Source organism: Extensimonas soli (assembly GCF_029211265.1).
Lineage (GTDB): Bacteria > Pseudomonadota > Gammaproteobacteria > Burkholderiales > Burkholderiaceae_C > Extensimonas > Extensimonas soli.
On the sequence record NZ_JARGEL010000010.1, the window covers coordinates 70,284 to 87,055 of the forward strand.

The following is a 16,772-nucleotide window of genomic DNA, read 5'->3' on the forward strand; positions in this document are numbered from 1 at the left end:
CAGCGTATTCGGCACTTTTGATGCAAATACCATGTCGTCCATGACCCCCCAGGAAATCGTCTCCGAGCTCGACCGCCACATCGTCGGCCAGGCGGCGGCCAAGCGTGCCGTGGCGATCGCGCTGCGCAACCGCTGGCGCCGCCAACAGGTCGACGCGGGCCTGCGCCAGGAGATCACGCCCAAAAACATCCTCATGATCGGCCCCACGGGCGTGGGCAAGACCGAGATCGCGCGGCGCCTTGCGCGCCTGGCCGACGCGCCTTTCATCAAGGTCGAGGCCACCAAGTTCACCGAGGTCGGCTACGTGGGCAAGGACGTGGACAGCATCGTCCGCGACCTCGCCGAAGTCGCCGTCAAGCAGATGCGCGAGGCGGAAATGCGCAAGGTGCGCACGCTGGCCGAAGACGCCGCCGAGGAACGCATCCTCGACGTGCTGGTGCCGCCCGCGCGCACCGGCGCCGAGCCCGCCGACAGCACCGCGCGCCAGGTGTTTCGCAAGAAGCTGCGCGAGGGCCTGCTCGACGACAAGGACATCGACATCGAGCTTGCCGAAAGCCGCCCCACGCTCGAGATCATGGGTCCGGCGGGCATGGAGGAAATGGCCGAGCAGTTGCGCGGCATGTTCAGCCAGATCGGCCAGGACAAGCGCCGCACGCGCCGCCTCAAGATCGCCGAGGCGCGCAAGCTGCTGACCGAGGAGGAGGCGGCCAAGCGCGTCAACGAGGAAGAAATCCGCACGCGCGCGCTCGCCAATGCCGAGCAAAACGGCATCGTCTTCATCGACGAGATCGACAAGGTCGCCGCGCGCCAGGAAACGAGCGGCGCCGACGTCTCGCGCCAGGGCGTGCAGCGCGACCTGCTGCCGCTCGTGGAGGGCACCGCGGTGTCCACCAAGTACGGCATGGTCAAGACCGACCACATCCTGTTCATTGCTTCGGGCGCGTTCCACCTCGCCAAGCCGAGCGACCTGATCCCCGAGCTGCAGGGGCGCTTTCCGATCCGCGTCGAGCTCGAATCGCTCTCGGTGCAGGACTTCGAGGCCATCCTCACGCAGACGCACGCCAGCCTGGTCAAGCAATACCAGGCGCTGCTCGCCACCGAGGGCGTGCGGCTGGAGTTTCTGCCCGAAGGCATCACGCGCCTCGCGCATATCGCCTTCGAGGTCAACGAGCGCACCGAGAACATAGGTGCGCGCCGCCTGGCCACGGTGCTGGAGCGGCTGCTCGACGAGGTCAGCTTCGAGGCCACGCGCCTCGCAGGCCAGACCATCACCATAGACGCCGCCTACGTCGATGCCCGGCTGCAAAGCCTGAGCCAGAACGAAGACCTGTCGCGCTACATCCTCTGAGCAAGCCAACCGCGTGCGCGGGCCAGATGTCCCTGGGCTTGCGCGCCGAGCACGGCGCCGCGGTGCGCTGCCCACCATGCCTGCTAGGAGCCTGCCGGATTTTGGAATCGTCGGCTGCGAATGCGCCGCAGCGGCCCATTTTTTGCCGGCTTCTTGCCCCATAGCACCACTATGGGGCGGCGAATCCGACAAAAACTGGCCTCGCTGGGGCGCATTCTCGCTTTCGACGCCCAAAGCCCGACAGGCTTCTAGCTGGGTCGGCCTCGAGGCCGCTCCCTTCTCTGCATGTGCCACGTTCAAAGCCTGCGCTAAGTGCTTATACGGCAATGGTTTTCCTTTTTCCGTCGTTTGCGTTTGGCGGATAAGTCCTTGATTTCATTACAAAAAAATCCCGCAAGAGCCCTTGCGCGGTTGGCTTTTCCTGCTACAGTGCAAAAAAGTGCAATGAAGTGGTGAAAAGTGCCATAAAACTCCGATTTCCGGGGTGCGGTGGCTTCAACCAAGCTGGGGAATCTTCGTCGTGTTCCAGGGTGCCTCGTCGCTGAGCCTCGATGCCAAGGGGCGGCTGTCCGTGCCGACCCGGCACCGCGACGTCCTGCTCGCGACGGCGGCAGGCCAGCTCACGATCACCAAGCACCCGCATGGCTGCCTGATGGTGTTCCCGCGGCCCGAATGGGAAAAGTTCCGCGAGCGCATCGCCCAGCTGCCCATGTCGGCGCAGTGGTGGAAGCGCATCTTCCTGGGCAACGCGATGGATGTGGAAATGGACGCCACGGGCCGCGTGCTGATTTCGCCCGAACTGCGTGCGGCGGCCGGCATCAGCAAGGAGTCCATCCTGCTGGGCATGGGCAGCTACTTCGAGCTCTGGGACAAGGCCAGCTACGACGCGCAGGAAGCGCAGGCCATGCAGGGCGAAATGCCCGACGTCTTCAAAGATTTTTCTTTCTGAGGAACGCGGTGAATCGGGAGTTGCAGCACACCACGGTCCTTCTCGAAGAGGCCGTGCAAGCCCTGTTGGGCGGCGCGGGCCCCGCGCCTGCGGGCCTGTGGGTCGATGCGACCTTCGGCCGCGGCGGGCACGCGCGGCGCATCTTGCAGCGCCTGGGGCCGCAGGCGCGCCTCTTGGCGTTCGACAAAGACCCCGAGGCCGTCGCCGCCGCGGCGCAGATCGACGACGCGCGCTTTGCCATTCGCCACGAGGGGTTTGCGCACTTGGCCGACTTGCCCGCGGGCAGCGCCTGCGGCGTGCTGATGGACCTGGGCGTGAGCTCGCCGCAGCTCGACGCGGCCGAGCGCGGCTTCAGTTTTCGTTTCGATGGGCCGCTGGACATGCGCATGGACCCCACGCGCGGCCAGAGCGTGGCGCAGTGGCTGGCCGAGGCCGATGAGGGCCAGATTGCGGAGGTGGTACGTGATTACGGCGAAGAACGGTTTGCTGGCGCCATTGCAAAGGCGATTGTTGCTCGGCGCGCGCAGCAGGGAGCGCTCACGCGCACCGGCGAGCTCGCCGAACTCGTGGCTGGCGCGGTCAAGACCCGCGAACCTGGGCAGCACCCAGCCACGCGCACCTTTCAGGCTTTTCGGATTTTCATCAACGCCGAACTGCAGGAACTGCAGCAGGCGCTAGAAGCAAGCCTCAGGGTGCTTGCGCCGGGCGGGCGGCTCGTGGTGATCAGCTTCCATTCGCTCGAAGACCGCATCGTCAAGCAGTTCATCGCGCACCACTCCAAGGAGGTGTTCGACCGGCGCACGCCGTTTGCCGCGCCTGCGCCGCTGCGCCTCAAGGCATTGGGGCGCATTCGCCCCGGCGCGGCCGAGCTGGCCGTGAACCCGCGCGCGCGCAGCGCCATCCTGCGCGTGGCCGAGCGCACGGAGGTGCCCGCATGACGCGCCTGAACCTCGTGCTGCTGCTCGCGGTGTTGGCCAGCGCGTTTTACGTGGTCAACCTGCAGTACGAATCGCGGCGCCTGTTCACCGAGCTCGACCGCGCCAAGGCCGAGGCGCGGCGCCTCGAGACCGAGCGCCAGCGCCTGCAGGTCGAAAAGCGCGCGCAGGCCACGCCGCTGCGCGTGGAAAAAATCGCGCGCACGCAGCTGCAGATGCGCACCGCGACGCCGGCGATCACGCAGTACGTGGGCGACGGGGCGAAAGACGCATCGGCAGCCCATGGTTCCGACGCTGCTGCGCTGCCTGCGGCCTCTGCGGGAGGCCCGCCATGAGCCGCAGCGTGCGCTACGCCTCCAGCCCCTTGCTGACCAGCCGCACGCCGCTGTGGCGCAGCAAGTTCATCGTTGCGCTGCTCGCGCTGGGCTTCGTCGGCCTGGCGGCGCGCGCGGCCTACGTGCAGGTGCTTGCGAACGATTTTTTCCTGCGCCAGGGCGAGGTGCGTTTTGCGCGCACGCTCGAATTGCCCGCGCACCGCGGCCGCATCCTGGACCGCAACGGCCTGCTGCTGGCTTCGAGCGTGCCCGCGGCGAGCATCTGGGCCATTCCCGAGGACGTAGAGCAGGACGACCCCGAGGTGCGCGCCAAGCTGCCCAGGCTGGCGCAGCTGCTGGGCATGTCGCTTGTCGATGTGCAGCGCAAGCTGGCCGACGAGGACAAGACCTTCGTCTGGATCAAGCGCCAGCTCGACTGGGACGTGGGCCAGCAGATCGTCGCGCTCGACCTCAAGGGCATCTATTTGCGCAAGGAATACAAGCGCCAGTACCCCGAGGGCGAGGCGGCCGCGCACATCGTGGGCTTCACCAACGTCGAAGACCAGGGCCAGGAGGGCATGGAGCTGATCTTCAACAAAGACCTCGCGGGCAAGCCCGGCTCGCGCCGCGTGATCAAGGACCGCATGGGGCGCATCGTCGAAGGCGTGGGCGAGGACGTGCCGCCCGTGGATGGGCGCGACATCCAGCTGTCCATAGACAGCAAGGTGCAGTTTTTCGCCTACCAGAAGCTGCGCGACCAGGTGCAGGAGCACAAGGCCAAGGCCGGCAGCGTGGTGGTGCTGGACGCGCACACGGGCGAGGTGCTGGCGCTGGCCAATTACCCGAGCTACGTGCCCGACGAGCGCCGCAACCTCACGGGCGAGCAGCTGCGCAACCGCGCGCTCACCGACGTGTTCGAGCCCGGCTCGACCATGAAGCCCTTCACCATAGGCCTGGCGCTCGAAACCGGGCGCGTGCGGCCCGACACCATCATAGACACCAACCCCGGGCGCATCACCATCACGGGCTCGACGATTTCCGATACGCACAACTACGGCGTGCTCACGGTGCAAGGGGTGATCCAGAAGTCGAGCAACGTGGGCACGACCAAGATCGCGATGCAGATGTCGCCGCGCGAGATGTGGGAAACCTTCTCGGCCGCGGGTTTCGGGCAAAAGCCGCAGCTCGCGTTCCCGGGCGTGGTCAGCGGGCGCCTGCGCCCCTACAAGACCTGGCGCCCGATCGAGCAGGCCACCATGGCCTATGGCTACGGGCTCTCGGCCAGCCTGTTCCAGATGGCGCGCTCGTACACCGTGTTTGCCAACGGCGGGCGCGTGATCCCGGCCACCATGCTCAAGAGCAGCACGCCCGCGGTCGGCGTGCCGGTGTTTTCCGAGCGCACGGCCGACGAGATTCGCAAAATGCTGCAAATGGCCGCCGGTCCGGGCGGCACGGGGCAGAAGGCGCAGACCGTGGGCTACTCGGTGGGCGGCAAGTCGGGCACGGCGCGCAAGCAGCAGGGCAAGGGTTACGCCTCGGGCAAGTACCGTTCGTGGTTCACCGGCATGGCGCCGATCGACAAGCCGCGCATCATCGTCGCGGTGATGATCGACGAGCCGAGCAACGGCCAGGTCTATGGCGGCCTGGTCGCCGCGCCGGTGTTCAGCGTGGTGGTGCAGCAGACGCTGCGCCTCATGGGCGTGCCGCCCGACATGGACGTGAAGCCGCAGATCGTCGCCGACGTGGAGGAGCCGCTGTGATGCGCATACTCCAAAGCGCCCCCGAGGCCGTGCAATGGTTGCGCACGCTGCTTGCGCCCGGCCGCGGCACGCTGCAGACCGACAGCCGGCAGATTGCGCCCGGCGACGCCTTCATCGCCTGGCCCGGCGCCGCGACCGACGGGCGTGCGCACGTGGCCGACGCCCTGGCGCGCGGCGCTGCGGCCTGCCTGGTCGAGCAAGACGGCGTGGAGGCGTTTGCGCTCGATGCGCGCCACCCCGACGCCGCCATCGCGGCGCTGCGCGGGCTCAAGGCCGCGACCGGCGAGATCGCCGCGCAGTGGTTCGGCCACCCCTCGGCAGAACTCGACGTGATCGCCATCACGGGCACCAACGGCAAGACCAGCACCGCCTGGTGGCTCGCGCATGCACTCTCGAAAAAAGAGCTGCATGGGCGCACTGGATGCGGGCTCATAGGCACTTTGGGCATGGGAACGCCGGGCCAGCTCGAAGGCTCGGGCCTGACCACGCCCGACCCCGTGCGGCTGCAGCGCGCGCTGCGCCAGATGGCCGACCAGGGGCTCGCGGCCTGTGCCATCGAGGCGTCCTCGATCGGTCTGGCAGAGCAACGCCTCGCGGGCACGCGCATTCGCGTCGCGGTGTTCACCAACTTCACGCAAGACCACCTCGACTACCACGGCGACATGGACGCCTACTGGTGCGCCAAGCGCGCGCTGTTCGACTGGCCGGGGCTGCAGGCCGCGGTGATCCACCTCGACGACGCCCAGGGTGCGCGCCTGCACGCCGAGCTCGAAGGCGAAGTGCGTGGCTGCGCACTCGACCTCTGGGGCGTGTCCGTGCCCTTGGCGCAGCAGCCGCCGGTGCCGGGCGCACGCCTGTGGACCCAAGACCTGCACTTCGGCGCGCAAGGCATCGCCTGCACGGTGTGCGAAGGCACCGAGCGCCACCCCTGGCAGCCACGCGTGGTGGGGCGCTACAACCTGCAGAACCTGCTTGGCGTGCTCGCGGTGCTGCGCAGCCTGGGCGTGGCGCTGCCCGAGGCGCTGCGCGCGTGCGAGGCGCTGCCGCCCGTGCCGGGGCGCATGCAGCAGGTGCCGGCCGAGCACGGGCAGCCGCTCGTGGTGGTCGATTACGCGCACACGCCGGACGCGCTCGAACAGGTCTTGCTCGCGCTGCGCCCCGTGGCGCAGGCGCGCGGCGGGCAGCTGTGGTGCGTGTTCGGCTGCGGCGGCGAGCGCGACGCGGGCAAGCGCCCGCAGATGGGCGCCGTGGCGCAGCACCGCGCCGATTGGGTGGTGGTAACGAGCGACAACCCGCGCGGCGAAGACCCGGCGGCCATCATCCACCAGATTCTGCTCGGCACGATCGCGGGCGAGACCGTGCGCGCCGAGCCCGACCGCGCTGCCGCGATCGCGCTCGCGCTGGCCGAGGCCGACGCTGCCGACGTGGTGCTGATCGCCGGCAAGGGCCACGAGGACTATCAAGAAATCGCAGGCCGGCGTGTGCCGTTTTCCGATCTGGCGCAGGCGCAGGCCGCGCTCGCGGCGCGTGGGGGTTCGGCATGATGCGGCTGCAGCAGGCTTTCGACTTCATCCGTGCGCGCCTTCCCGCGGCACGGCTCGTGGGCGTGGATGCGGCGGGCGCGGCGGCCATCGAACTGCAGCGCGCGCATACCGACACGCGCACGCTGCAGCTGGGCGACCTGTTCGTGGCGCTGCGCGGCGCGCGTTTCGACGCGCACGACTTTCTGCCCCAGGCGCGCGCGCAAGGAGCGCTGGCCGTGGTGGCCGAGCGCGGGCTCGAGGCCGCGGGCCTGCCCGGCATCGAAGTGCCCGACAGCACGGCGGCGCTGGGCGCGCTCGCCGCGGGCTGGCGCGCACAGTTCACGCTGCCGCTGATCGCCGTCACCGGCAGCAACGGCAAGACCACGGTGACGCAGATGATCGCGTGCATCCTCGCCGCCAACGCGGGCGAGGCGGCCTTTGCCACGCGCGGCAACCTCAACAACGCCATCGGCGTGCCGCAGACCCTGCTACGCCTCACGGCCGCGCACCGCGTGGGCGTGGTCGAGCTGGGCATGAACCACCCGGGCGAAATCGCCTACCTGGCCGAGCTGGTGCGCCCCACGGTGGCGCTGGTCAACAACGCGCAGCGCGAGCACCTCGAATTCATGCACACCGTGGAGGCCGTGGCGCGCGAAAACGGCGCCGTGCTGGCCGCGCTGCCCCAGAGCGGCGTGGCCGTGTTCCCGGCGCAGGACGACTACACGCCGCTGTGGCGCAGCCTGGCCGCGGGGCGGCGCTGTCTTACGTTTGGCGGCGCCGGGGCCGATTTCGAGTGCCTGCGCGCCACTTGGGAGCTGGCAGAGGCGCCGGAGCAGCCGGGCGCGCAGCAAGCCGCCTGGAGCGTGCAAATGCGCACGCCCACCGGGCCGCTCGCCTGCCGGCTGCACATCGCCGGGCGCCACAACATGACGAATGCGCTCGCCGCTGCAGCCTGCGCGTTCGCCGCGGGGGTGCCGCCGGACGCCATCGCGCAGGGGCTCGCGGCCTTTCGGCCCGTGGCGGGACGCTCGCGCGCGTTTGGCCTGCAGCTGGGTGGGCGCGAGATCACGGTGGTTGACGACAGCTACAACGCCAACCCGGACTCGGTGCGCGCGGCCATCGCCGTGCTCGCCGAGCTGCCCGCGCCGCAGTTGCTCGTGCTCGGCGACATGGGCGAGGTGGGCACGCAAGGCCCGCAGTTCCACGCCGAGGCCGGCGCCCAGGCGCGCGCCGCGGGCATTACCAAGCTTTATGCACTGGGCGCACTGGCCGCACACGCGGTGCGCGCCTTCGACCCCGAAGGGCGCGGCGCGGGCCGGCATTTCGACAACATGGCCGCCTTGCAGGAGGCCGCGTGCGCCGCTTTGCCCGCGCTGGGCAGCGTGCTCGTGAAAGGATCGCGTTTCATGAAAATGGAACAGGTGGTGCAGGCCCTTGCGGCCCGCCCTGGGGCCGCCGCGCCCATGCTGACTGCAGCGGCCGCTGCGGCAGCTTCGACTTCATCCACTTCCTCGCCAGTCGGGGCTGCAGGTGCCGCATGCTGATCTGGCTCGCGCAATGGCTGCAGGGCTGGTCGGCCGATTTCGGGCACCTGCGCGTGTTCCAGTACCTGAGCTTTCGCGCCGTGATGGCCGCGCTCACGGCGCTGCTCATCGGGCTGGCGGCGGGGCCCAAGGTGATCCGCATCCTCACCGCGCTCAAGATCGGCCAGCCCGTGCGTGAATACGCGATGCAGTCGCACCTCGTCAAAAGCGGCACGCCCACCATGGGCGGGGTGCTGATTTTGCTCGCGCTCACGGCGTCCACGCTGCTGTGGGCCGACCTGTCGAACCGCTTCGTCTGGATCGTGCTCGTGGTCACGCTGGGCTTTGGCGCGATCGGCTGGGTGGACGACTGGCGCAAAGTGGTGCGCAAAGACCCCGAGGGCATGCGCTCGCGCGAGAAGTATTTCTGGCAGTCGCTGATCGGCCTGCTCGCCGCGCTGTACCTGGTGTTCGCCATTTCCGGCAATTCCAATGCGCGCGTGCTCGAGCTGTTCATTACCTGGGTGCAGTCGGGCTTTGCGCTCGACCTGCCGCCCAAGGCCGGGCTGCTGCTGCCGTTTTTCAAGGAAGTCAGCTACCCGCTGGGCGTGTGGGGCTTCGTCGTGCTGACCTACCTGGTCATCGTCGGCGCGAGCAACGCCGTCAACCTCACCGACGGGCTCGACGGCCTGGCCATCATGCCGGTGGTGCTGGTCGGCTCGGCGCTCGGGGTGTTTGCCTACGTCGTGGGCAATGCGGTGTATTCCAAATATCTGTTCTTTCCGCACATTCCGGGCGCGGGCGAGCTGCTGGTGTTCTGCGCCGCGATCGCGGGCGCGGGGCTGGCCTTCTTGTGGTTCAACGCCTATCCGGCCAAGGTGTTCATGGGCGACGTGGGCGCGCTCTCGCTCGGCGCGGCGCTGGGCACGGTGGCCGTGATCGTGCGCCAGGAGATCGTGCTCGCCGTGATGGGCGGCATCTTCGTCGTCGAGGCGCTCTCGGTGATGCTGCAGGTGGGCTGGTTCAAGTTCACCAAAAAGCGCTACGGCGCGGGCCGGCGCCTGTTCCAGATGGCGCCGCTGCACCACCACTTCGAGAAAAAAGGCTGGAAGGAAACGCAGGTCGTGGTGCGCTTTTGGATCATCACCATGCTGCTGTGTCTGGTGGGGCTTTCGACCCTGAAATTGCGATGAACAGCCCCGCCACCACTTCCATTGCCCAGCTTGCCCCGGCGCTCGCGCGTTGGCAGGGCGCGCGCGTGCTCGTGCTGGGCCTGGGCGCCTCAGGACTGGCGATGGCGCGCTGGTGCGCGCGCTGCGGCGCGCAGGTCACGGTGGCCGACACGCGCGCTGCACCGCCGCAGCTCGCCACGCTGCGCGCCGAGCTGCCGCAGGCCGCATTCGTGAGCGGCGCGCTGGACGCGGCGCTGCTGCGCGGCCAGGGCTATGCCGCGGTGCTGCGCTCGCCGGGGCTGAGCCCGGCGTCGAATGCTCCCATTATGGAAGCTGCAAGTGCAGAATCTATCAGCGTTTGGGGCGAATTGGACTTGTTTTCTGAAGGCTTGCAGGCACTGCGTGCGCAGACTGGCTACGCGCCCGCCGTGCTGGCCATCACGGGCACCAACGGCAAGACCACGGTGACTTCGCTGACCGGCCAGCTCGTGGAGCGTGCCGGCAAGAGCGTGGCCGTCGCGGGCAACATCGGGCCTACGTTGCTCGACACCTTGAGCGAGCGCATGGTCGCGGGCAGCCTGCCCGAGGTCTGGGTGCTCGAACTTTCCAGTTTCCAGCTCGACGGCGTGCAGGGTTTCGAGCCCACGGCGGCCGCGGTGCTCAACGTCACGCAAGACCACCTCGACTGGCACGGCAGCCTGCAGGACTACGCGGCGGCCAAGGCGCGCATCTTTGGCCAGCACGCGCTCATGGTGCTCAACCGCGAAGACCCGCTCGTGATGCAGATGCTGCCCGCCGCGGCGCCGGCTGCATCCAGCACTGTCGCATCGAACGCTACCGCGCGCAAAACGCGGCCGCAAACAGCGCCGCAGCGCGCCTACCTGACCTTCGGCGGCGACCTGCCGCGCCGCCCTGGCGACTTCGGCATCGAAGTGGTGCATGGCATGGCCTGGCTCGTGCGTGCGCAGCCGCACGAAAACGCCGAAAACGCCGCGCCGCGCCGCCGTGCGCGTACTGAATCAGGGGCCGACGCACAGGTGCCGCTGCAGCTGCAGCGCCTCATGCCCGCCGAAGCGCTGCGCATCCGCGGGCGCCACAACGCCGTGAACGCGCTCGCCGCGCTGGCGCTCGCCAGCGCCGCGGGCTGCGCGCTCGCGCCCATGCTCTACGGCTTGCGCGAATACCGCGGCGAGCCGCACCGCGTGGAGCCCGTGGCCATCGTCGCCGGGGTCGAGTATTTCGACGACAGCAAGGGCACCAACGTGGGCGCGACCGTGGCCGCGCTCAGCGGCCTGGGGGCCGAGCGCCGCATCGTGCTGATCCTGGGCGGCGAGGGCAAGGGGCAGGACTTCACGCCGCTCGCGCCGCCCGTGGCGCGGCACGCGCGCGCCGTGCTGCTGATTGGGCGTGATGCGCCGCGCATCCGCGCCGCGCTGCAGGGCACGGGCGTGCCGCTGCTCGACGCCGCCACGCTGCCCGAGGCCGTGCAGCAGGCCGCGCAGTGCGCGCAAGCGGGCGACGCCGTGCTGCTCTCGCCGGCCTGCGCGAGCCTGGACATGTTCCGCGACTACGCGCACCGCGCCGAAGTGTTCCGCGAGGCCGTGCGCGCGCTGGCCTTGAACATGGGGCAAGACGTGGAGGGCATGGCATGAGCCGCGTGCTCGCATCCGTGAGCCTCTGGCAGCGTTTTGCCGCCTGGGCCGGCACGCGCTTCGGCGGCCTGTCGGCGCAGGCCGCGGACCGTCTGCCCGTGCGCGTGGGCGGCACCGAGTACCGCCAGACCAGCGCCACGCCCGCGCGCGTGCTGGGCTTCGATCAGACCTTGCTGTGGGTGGTGGTTGCGCTGCTCGCCTGGGGGCTGGTGATGGTGTATTCGGCCTCGATCGCGCTGCCCGACAACCCGCGCTTCGGCAAGATCGCGCACACGCATTTCGTCATGCGCCACGCGATTGCGCTGGGCCTGGGCTTTCTTGCGGCGCTGCTGGCGTTTCAGGTGTCCATGGACGCCTGGGAGCGCATCGCGCCCTGGATGTTCGTTGCCTCGCTGATGCTGCTCATCCTCGTGCTGATTCCGCACGTGGGCACGGTGGTCAACGGCGCGCGCCGCTGGCTGCCGCTGGGCATCATGAATTTTCAGCCGTCCGAGCTCGCCAAGCTCGCCGTGGTGATCTACGCGAGCGACTACATGGTGCGCAAGATGGAGGTCAAGGAGCGCTTTTTCCGCGCCGTGCTGCCCATGGGCGTGGCCGTGGCCGTGGTGGGCATGCTGCTGCTGGCCGAGCCCGACATGGGCGCGTTTTTGGTGATCGCCGTGATCGCCATGGGCATTTTGTTCCTTGGCGGGGTGAATGCGCGCATGTTCTTCGTGATCGCGCTGATCCTCGTGGTGGCCTTCGGGCTCATGATCGGCCTGTCGCCCTGGCGACGCGAACGCATTTTTGCCTACCTCGACCCGTGGAGCATGGAGCACGCGCTGGGCAAGGGCTACCAGCTCTCGCACGCGCTGATCGCCATCGGCCGCGGGCGCATCTTTGGCGTGGGCCTGGGCAACAGCGTGGAAAAGCTCAACTGGCTGCCCGAGGCGCACACCGACTTCCTGCTCTCGGTGATCGGCGAGGAGTTTGGCCTCGTCGGCGTGCTGACGCTGATCGTGCTCTTTTTCTGGCTGACGCGCCGCATCATGCACATAGGCCGCCAGGCGATCGCGCTGGACCGCGTGTTCGCGGGCCTGGTCGCGCAGGGCGTGGCGATCTGGGTTGGCTTTCAGAGCTTCATCAACATGGGCGTGAACCTCGGCGCCCTGCCCACCAAGGGCCTGACGCTGCCGCTCATGAGCTTCGGCGGCTCGGCCATCCTCATGAACCTCGTGGCGCTCGCGGTGGTGCTGCGCGTCGACTACGAGAATAAGCTCCTGATGAGAGGGGGCCGCGTATGACGCGCAAAACCGCCCTCATCATGGCCGGCGGCACGGGCGGGCATATCTTCCCGGGCTTGGCCGTGGCGCAGGCGCTGCGTGCGCGCGGTTTCGCCGTGCACTGGCTGGGCGCGCCCGGCAGCATGGAAGAGCGCCTCGTCGTGCCGCAGGGCTTTGCCTTCGAGGCAGTGGATTTTTCCGGCGTGCGCGGCAAGGGCCTGGGCACGCTGGCGCGCCTGCCGGGGCGTCTGCTGCGCGCGCTCGCGCAAGCGCGCGCGGTGCTGCGTCGCGTGCAGCCTGATGTGGTCGTGGGGTTGGGCGGCTACATCAGCTTTCCGGGCGGGCTCATGGCCGCGCTTGCACGCACGCCGCTGGTGCTGCACGAGCAAAACTCCATTGCCGGCATGGCAAACAAGCTGCTTGCGCGCCTTGCGCAGCGCGTGTTCACGGCCTTCCCCGATGCGCTGCCCGGCGCGCAGTGGGTGGGCAATCCGCTGCGCGAGGCGTTTTTGCAGCAGCCCCTGCCTGCCGCGCGCTTTGCCGGTCGCAGCGGCCCGCTGCGGCTGCTCGTGGTGGGCGGCAGCCTGGGCGCGCGTGCGCTCAACGAGATCGTGCCGCAGGCGCTCGCGCTGATTCCGCCCGCCGCGCGCCCGCAGGTCACGCACCAAAGCGGCGCGGCGCAGCTCGAAGCGCTGCGCGCGCACTACGCAGCCGCAGGCGTGCAGGCCGAACTCACGCCCTTCATCGATGACACGGCAAGCGCGTTTGCCGCCGCCGACGTGATCGTCTGCCGCGCCGGAGCGAGCACCGTGACCGAGATCGCCGCCGTGGGCGCGGCCGCGATCTTCGTGCCCTTTCCGTTCGCGGTCGATGACCACCAGACGCGCAACGCGCGCTTTCTCACCGACGCGGGCGGCGGCTGGCTCGTGCCGCAACAGGACTTGACCCCTGAAAAACTCGCCACAATGCTATCGAATCTAGATCGCCTCACGCTGATGAACACTGCGCAAAAGGCCAAAATGATGCAAAAAACAGAAGCCACACAGGCCATCGTCGCCGCGTGCGAGGAGTTCGCCGCATGAAGCACGCCATCCGCCACATCCACTTCGTCGGCATCGGCGGCGCCGGCATGAGCGGCATTGCCGAAGTGCTGCACAACCTGGGCTACGCCATTTCGGGCTCGGACCTGGCCGACAGCGCCACGCTGCGTCGCCTCGCAGCCCTGGGCATACGCACGGCGGTGGGGCACGACGCCGCGCACATCGCCGACGCCGACGCCGTGGTCACCTCCACCGCGGTCAAGCCTGACAACCCCGAGGTGGTCGCGGCGCGCGCGCGCAAGATTCCCGTGGTGCCGCGCGCGCTCATGCTGGCCGAGCTCATGCGCCTCAAGCGTGGCATCGCGATCGCGGGCACGCACGGCAAGACCACCACAACCAGCCTCGTGACCAGCGTGCTCGCCGAGGCCGGGCTGGACCCGACCTTCGTGATCGGCGGGCGCCTGAACAGCGCGGGCGCGAACGCACGCCTGGGCCAGGGCGACTACATCGTGGTCGAGGCCGACGAGTCGGACGCGTCCTTTCTCAACCTGCTGCCCGTGATGGCCGTGGTCACCAACATCGACGCCGACCACATGGAAACCTACGGGCACGACTTCGGCCGACTGAAAAACGCCTTCGTCGATTTTCTGCACCGCATGCCGTTTTACGGCGCGGCCATTCTGTGCCTCGAAAGTCCCGCCGTGCGCGAGATCCTGCCCGACGTGACCTGCCCGGTCACGAGCTACGGCTTTGCCGAGGACGCGCAGGTGCGCGCCGTCGACGTGCGCGCCGAAGGTGGGCAGATGCACTTCACGGTGCAGCGGCGCAACGGCGTGCAACTGCCCGACCTCGACGTGGTGCTCAACCTCGCGGGCGCGCACAACGTGCTCAACGCGCTCGCTGCCATCGCCGTCGCGGTCGAGCTCAACATTCCCGACGAGGCCGTGCTGCGCGCGCTCGCGGGCTTCAAGGGCGTGGGGCGGCGCTTTCAGCGCTATGGCGAGCTGCCCGCGCAGGGCGGCGGCACGTTCACGCTGATCGACGACTACGGCCACCACCCGGCCGAGATGGCGGCCACGCTCGCCGCGGCGCGCGGCGCCTTTCCGGGCCGGCGCCTGGTGCTGGCCTTTCAGCCGCACCGCTACAGCCGCACGCGCGACTGCTTCGAGGATTTCGTGCAGGTCATAGGCAACGCCGACGCCGTGCTGCTCACCGAGGTCTATGCCGCGGGCGAGGCGCCCGTGGTCGCGGCCGACGGGCGCACGCTGGCGCGCGCGCTGCGCGTGGCCGGCAAGGTCGAGCCCGTGTTCATCGCCGACGTGGCCGAACTGCCGCAGGCCATCGCTGCCAACGCACGCGCCGGCGACGTGCTGCTGTGCATGGGCGCGGGCTCGATCGGCGCGGTGCCCGCGAAAGTCGTCGAATTGCTACAAACCAAGGAGCTGCCTGCGCAGGTAGAGCAAGCGCTATGAGCCATTTTGACCTCAAACTCCCGAGCATTGACGTTGCCGCCTTGGGCAAGGTTGCCGTGCTCCTGGGCGGCACCTCGGCCGAGCGCGACATCTCGCTGATGTCGGGCCAGGGCGTGCTGCAGGCGCTGCGCGCGCGCGGCGTCGATGCGCAGGCGTTCGACCCGGCCACGCAGGAGCTCGGTGCGCTGCGGCAGCAAGGCTTTGCGCGTTGCTTCATCGCGCTGCACGGCCGCCATGGCGAGGACGGCACGGTGCAGGGCGCGCTCGAACTGCTGGGCATTCCCTACACCGGCTCGGGCGTGCTCGCTTCGAGCCTGGCCATGGACAAGACCATGACCAAGCGCCTGTGGCGCGCCGACGGCTTGCCCACGCCCGACTGGCGCGAGGTGGCCAGCGCCGACGAAACCGTGCAGGCGCTGCAGGCGCTGGGCGCGCCCATGATCGTCAAGCCCGCGCGCGAGGGATCGACCATTGGCCTGACCAAGGTGCACCTGCCGCACGAGTGCGCCGCCGCCTACGCGCTCGCCGCGCGATACGACCCCGAGGTGCTGTGCGAGCAGTTCATCGCAGGCGACGAAACCACCTGCGCCGTGCTCGGCACGGGCGCGCAGGCGCGCGCGCTGCCGCTGATCCGCATCGTCGCGCCCGGCGGCAACTACGACTACCAGCACAAATACTTCACCGACGACACGCAGTACCACTGCCCCAGCGGCCTGCCAGAGGCCGAGGAGCGCACGCTGCAGCAGCTTGCGCTCGCGGCCTACCGCAGCCTGGGCTGCCGCGGCTGGGCACGTGCCGACATCATGGTGCGCCAGGGCGACCGCGCGCCCTTCCTGCTCGAAATCAACACCTCGCCGGGCATGACGGGCCACTCGCTCGTGCCCATGGCGGCACGCGCCGCGGGCCTCAGCTACGAAGACCTGTGCCTGGCCTTGCTCGCCACGGCCACGCTGGACACGCCGCCCGGCGCCACCTGGGGAGGCGCACCGCAATGAACGCCCCGCTGCCCGTGCCGCCCGACGTCAAGCTCATGAACCTGACCGCTTCGGTCGTGTTCGTGGGCTGCGCCGCGCTGCTGCTGGCGGCGCTGGCCTGGCGCGTGCTGCACGCGCCGGCATTTGCGCTCACGCGCATCGTGGTCGAGGGCGAGCTCGAGCACAACAACCCCGTCACGCTGCGCGCCAACGTCGCGCCGCAGCTTGCGGGCAATTTTTTCACCATGGACTTGCACGCCGTGCGCGCGGCCTTCGAGCAGGTGCCCTGGGTGCGCACGGCCACGGTGCGGCGCGAATTCCCGGCCAGCCTGCGCGTGCGCCTGCAGGAATACCGCCCCGCGGCCTACTGGGGCCCCGAAGGCGGTACCGCCATGGTGAACCGCGAGGGCGAGGTGTTCGAGGTGAACACCGATGCGGTCGACGAAGACCTGCCGCGCCTCATCGCGCCCGAGGGCCACGCGCTCGAAATGCTGCAGGCACATGCGCTGCTGCAGCCGGTGTTTGCGCCGCTCGGGCTGCAGGTGCAGACGCTGGCGCAAAGCGGGCGCGGCGGCTGGCGCGCCACGCTCGACAGCGGCGCCGTGGTCGAACTCGGCAGCGGCACGCCGCAGGAGCTGGTGCAGCGCGCGCAGCGCTTCGTGCGCACCGTTACGCCCGTGGCCGCGCACTACGGCCGGCGCGTCGATGCGCTCGAATCGGCCGACCTGCGCTACCCGAGCGGCTACGCGCTGCGCCTGCGCGGCGTGAGCACGGTGGCGGAGGGCGCGCCGGCGGGCGCGAAGCCCAAGACTGGAAAAAGCGAAAAAAGCGACAAAGGCAGGCACTGA

Annotated in this window: 14 protein-coding genes; all 14 read left to right on the forward strand. The window is 69.3% G+C overall.

Annotated elements, in window-relative coordinates; all coding sequences use genetic code 11:
• Positions 1 to 31 precede the first annotated feature (31 nt).
• The 14 genes from hslU to PYV55_RS02985 all read left to right on the forward strand — a co-directional run bounded on the left by hslU (position 32) and on the right by PYV55_RS02985 (position 16,772).
• Positions 32 to 1,348 (forward strand): ATP-dependent protease ATPase subunit HslU, encoded by a 1,317-nt coding sequence (hslU, locus tag PYV55_RS02920; protein WP_275849092.1) that lies wholly within the window; start codon positions 32 to 34, stop codon positions 1,346 to 1,348.
• 520 nt (positions 1,349 to 1,868) lie between these two features.
• Positions 1,869 to 2,297, forward strand: coding sequence for a division/cell wall cluster transcriptional repressor MraZ (mraZ, locus tag PYV55_RS02925; RefSeq protein WP_114482362.1), 429 nt, complete (start codon positions 1,869 to 1,871; stop codon positions 2,295 to 2,297).
• Positions 2,298 to 2,305: 8 nt separating this feature from the next.
• Entirely contained in the window at positions 2,306 to 3,235 is a 930-nt protein-coding gene (rsmH, locus tag PYV55_RS02930) for a 16S rRNA (cytosine(1402)-N(4))-methyltransferase RsmH (RefSeq protein WP_275849096.1), read from the forward strand.
• Positions 3,232 to 3,567 (forward strand): cell division protein FtsL, encoded by a 336-nt coding sequence (ftsL, locus tag PYV55_RS02935; protein ID WP_275849098.1) that lies wholly within the window; start codon positions 3,232 to 3,234, stop codon positions 3,565 to 3,567. Before rsmH ends, ftsL begins: the two co-directional genes overlap by 4 nt.
• A complete protein-coding gene (locus PYV55_RS02940) occupies positions 3,564 to 5,306 on the forward strand; it encodes a peptidoglycan D,D-transpeptidase FtsI family protein (RefSeq protein ID WP_275849100.1) in 1,743 nt (580 codons plus the stop codon). Before ftsL ends, PYV55_RS02940 begins: the two co-directional genes overlap by 4 nt.
• Positions 5,306 to 6,850: a UDP-N-acetylmuramoyl-L-alanyl-D-glutamate--2,6-diaminopimelate ligase gene (locus PYV55_RS02945; RefSeq protein ID WP_275849102.1), complete on the forward strand. Its 1,545-nt coding sequence runs from the start codon at positions 5,306 to 5,308 to the stop codon at positions 6,848 to 6,850. The genes PYV55_RS02940 and PYV55_RS02945 overlap by 1 nt, the downstream gene beginning before the upstream one ends.
• Positions 6,847 to 8,373, forward strand: coding sequence for a UDP-N-acetylmuramoyl-tripeptide--D-alanyl-D-alanine ligase (locus PYV55_RS02950; protein ID WP_275849104.1), 1,527 nt, complete (start codon positions 6,847 to 6,849; stop codon positions 8,371 to 8,373). Before PYV55_RS02945 ends, PYV55_RS02950 begins: the two co-directional genes overlap by 4 nt.
• Positions 8,367 to 9,545: a phospho-N-acetylmuramoyl-pentapeptide-transferase gene (gene mraY / locus PYV55_RS02955; protein WP_275849106.1), complete on the forward strand. Its 1,179-nt coding sequence runs from the start codon at positions 8,367 to 8,369 to the stop codon at positions 9,543 to 9,545. The genes PYV55_RS02950 and mraY overlap by 7 nt, the downstream gene beginning before the upstream one ends.
• A complete protein-coding gene (locus PYV55_RS02960) occupies positions 9,542 to 11,176 on the forward strand; it encodes a Mur ligase family protein (protein WP_275849108.1) in 1,635 nt (544 codons plus the stop codon). The genes mraY and PYV55_RS02960 overlap by 4 nt, the downstream gene beginning before the upstream one ends.
• A complete protein-coding gene (gene ftsW / locus PYV55_RS02965; protein WP_275849110.1) occupies positions 11,173 to 12,459 on the forward strand; it encodes a putative lipid II flippase FtsW in 1,287 nt (428 codons plus the stop codon). Before PYV55_RS02960 ends, ftsW begins: the two co-directional genes overlap by 4 nt.
• Entirely contained in the window at positions 12,456 to 13,520 is a 1,065-nt protein-coding gene (gene murG, locus PYV55_RS02970; RefSeq protein ID WP_275849111.1) for an undecaprenyldiphospho-muramoylpentapeptide beta-N-acetylglucosaminyltransferase, read from the forward strand. Before ftsW ends, murG begins: the two co-directional genes overlap by 4 nt.
• A complete protein-coding gene (murC, locus tag PYV55_RS02975; protein ID WP_275849113.1) occupies positions 13,517 to 14,950 on the forward strand; it encodes a UDP-N-acetylmuramate--L-alanine ligase in 1,434 nt (477 codons plus the stop codon). Before murG ends, murC begins: the two co-directional genes overlap by 4 nt.
• Positions 14,947 to 15,945, forward strand: coding sequence for a D-alanine--D-alanine ligase (locus tag PYV55_RS02980; protein WP_275849115.1), 999 nt, complete (start codon positions 14,947 to 14,949; stop codon positions 15,943 to 15,945). The genes murC and PYV55_RS02980 overlap by 4 nt, the downstream gene beginning before the upstream one ends.
• Positions 15,942 to 16,772, forward strand: coding sequence for a cell division protein FtsQ/DivIB (locus PYV55_RS02985; RefSeq protein WP_275849117.1), 831 nt, complete (start codon positions 15,942 to 15,944; stop codon positions 16,770 to 16,772). Before PYV55_RS02980 ends, PYV55_RS02985 begins: the two co-directional genes overlap by 4 nt.

Excerpts from the sequence above, each read along its gene's own strand:
- hslU (WP_275849092.1), top strand. The coding sequence starts at position 32 with ATGTCGTCCATGACCCCCCAGGAAATCGTCTCCGAGCTCGACCGCCAC.
- ftsL (WP_275849098.1), top strand. The coding sequence starts at position 3,232 with ATGACGCGCCTGAACCTCGTGCTGCTGCTCGCGGTGTTGGCCAGCGCG.
- PYV55_RS02940 (WP_275849100.1), top strand. The coding sequence starts at position 3,564 with ATGAGCCGCAGCGTGCGCTACGCCTCCAGCCCCTTGCTGACCAGCCGC.
- PYV55_RS02945 (WP_275849102.1), top strand. The coding sequence starts at position 5,306 with ATGCGCATACTCCAAAGCGCCCCCGAGGCCGTGCAATGGTTGCGCACG.
- PYV55_RS02950 (WP_275849104.1), top strand. The coding sequence starts at position 6,847 with ATGATGCGGCTGCAGCAGGCTTTCGACTTCATCCGTGCGCGCCTTCCC.
- mraY (WP_275849106.1), top strand. The coding sequence starts at position 8,367 with ATGCTGATCTGGCTCGCGCAATGGCTGCAGGGCTGGTCGGCCGATTTC.
- PYV55_RS02960 (WP_275849108.1), top strand. The coding sequence starts at position 9,542 with ATGAACAGCCCCGCCACCACTTCCATTGCCCAGCTTGCCCCGGCGCTC.
- ftsW (WP_275849110.1), top strand. The coding sequence starts at position 11,173 with ATGAGCCGCGTGCTCGCATCCGTGAGCCTCTGGCAGCGTTTTGCCGCC.
- murG (WP_275849111.1), top strand. The coding sequence starts at position 12,456 with ATGACGCGCAAAACCGCCCTCATCATGGCCGGCGGCACGGGCGGGCAT.
- murC (WP_275849113.1), top strand. The coding sequence starts at position 13,517 with ATGAAGCACGCCATCCGCCACATCCACTTCGTCGGCATCGGCGGCGCC.
- PYV55_RS02980 (WP_275849115.1), top strand. The coding sequence starts at position 14,947 with ATGAGCCATTTTGACCTCAAACTCCCGAGCATTGACGTTGCCGCCTTG.
- PYV55_RS02985 (WP_275849117.1), top strand. The coding sequence starts at position 15,942 with ATGAACGCCCCGCTGCCCGTGCCGCCCGACGTCAAGCTCATGAACCTG.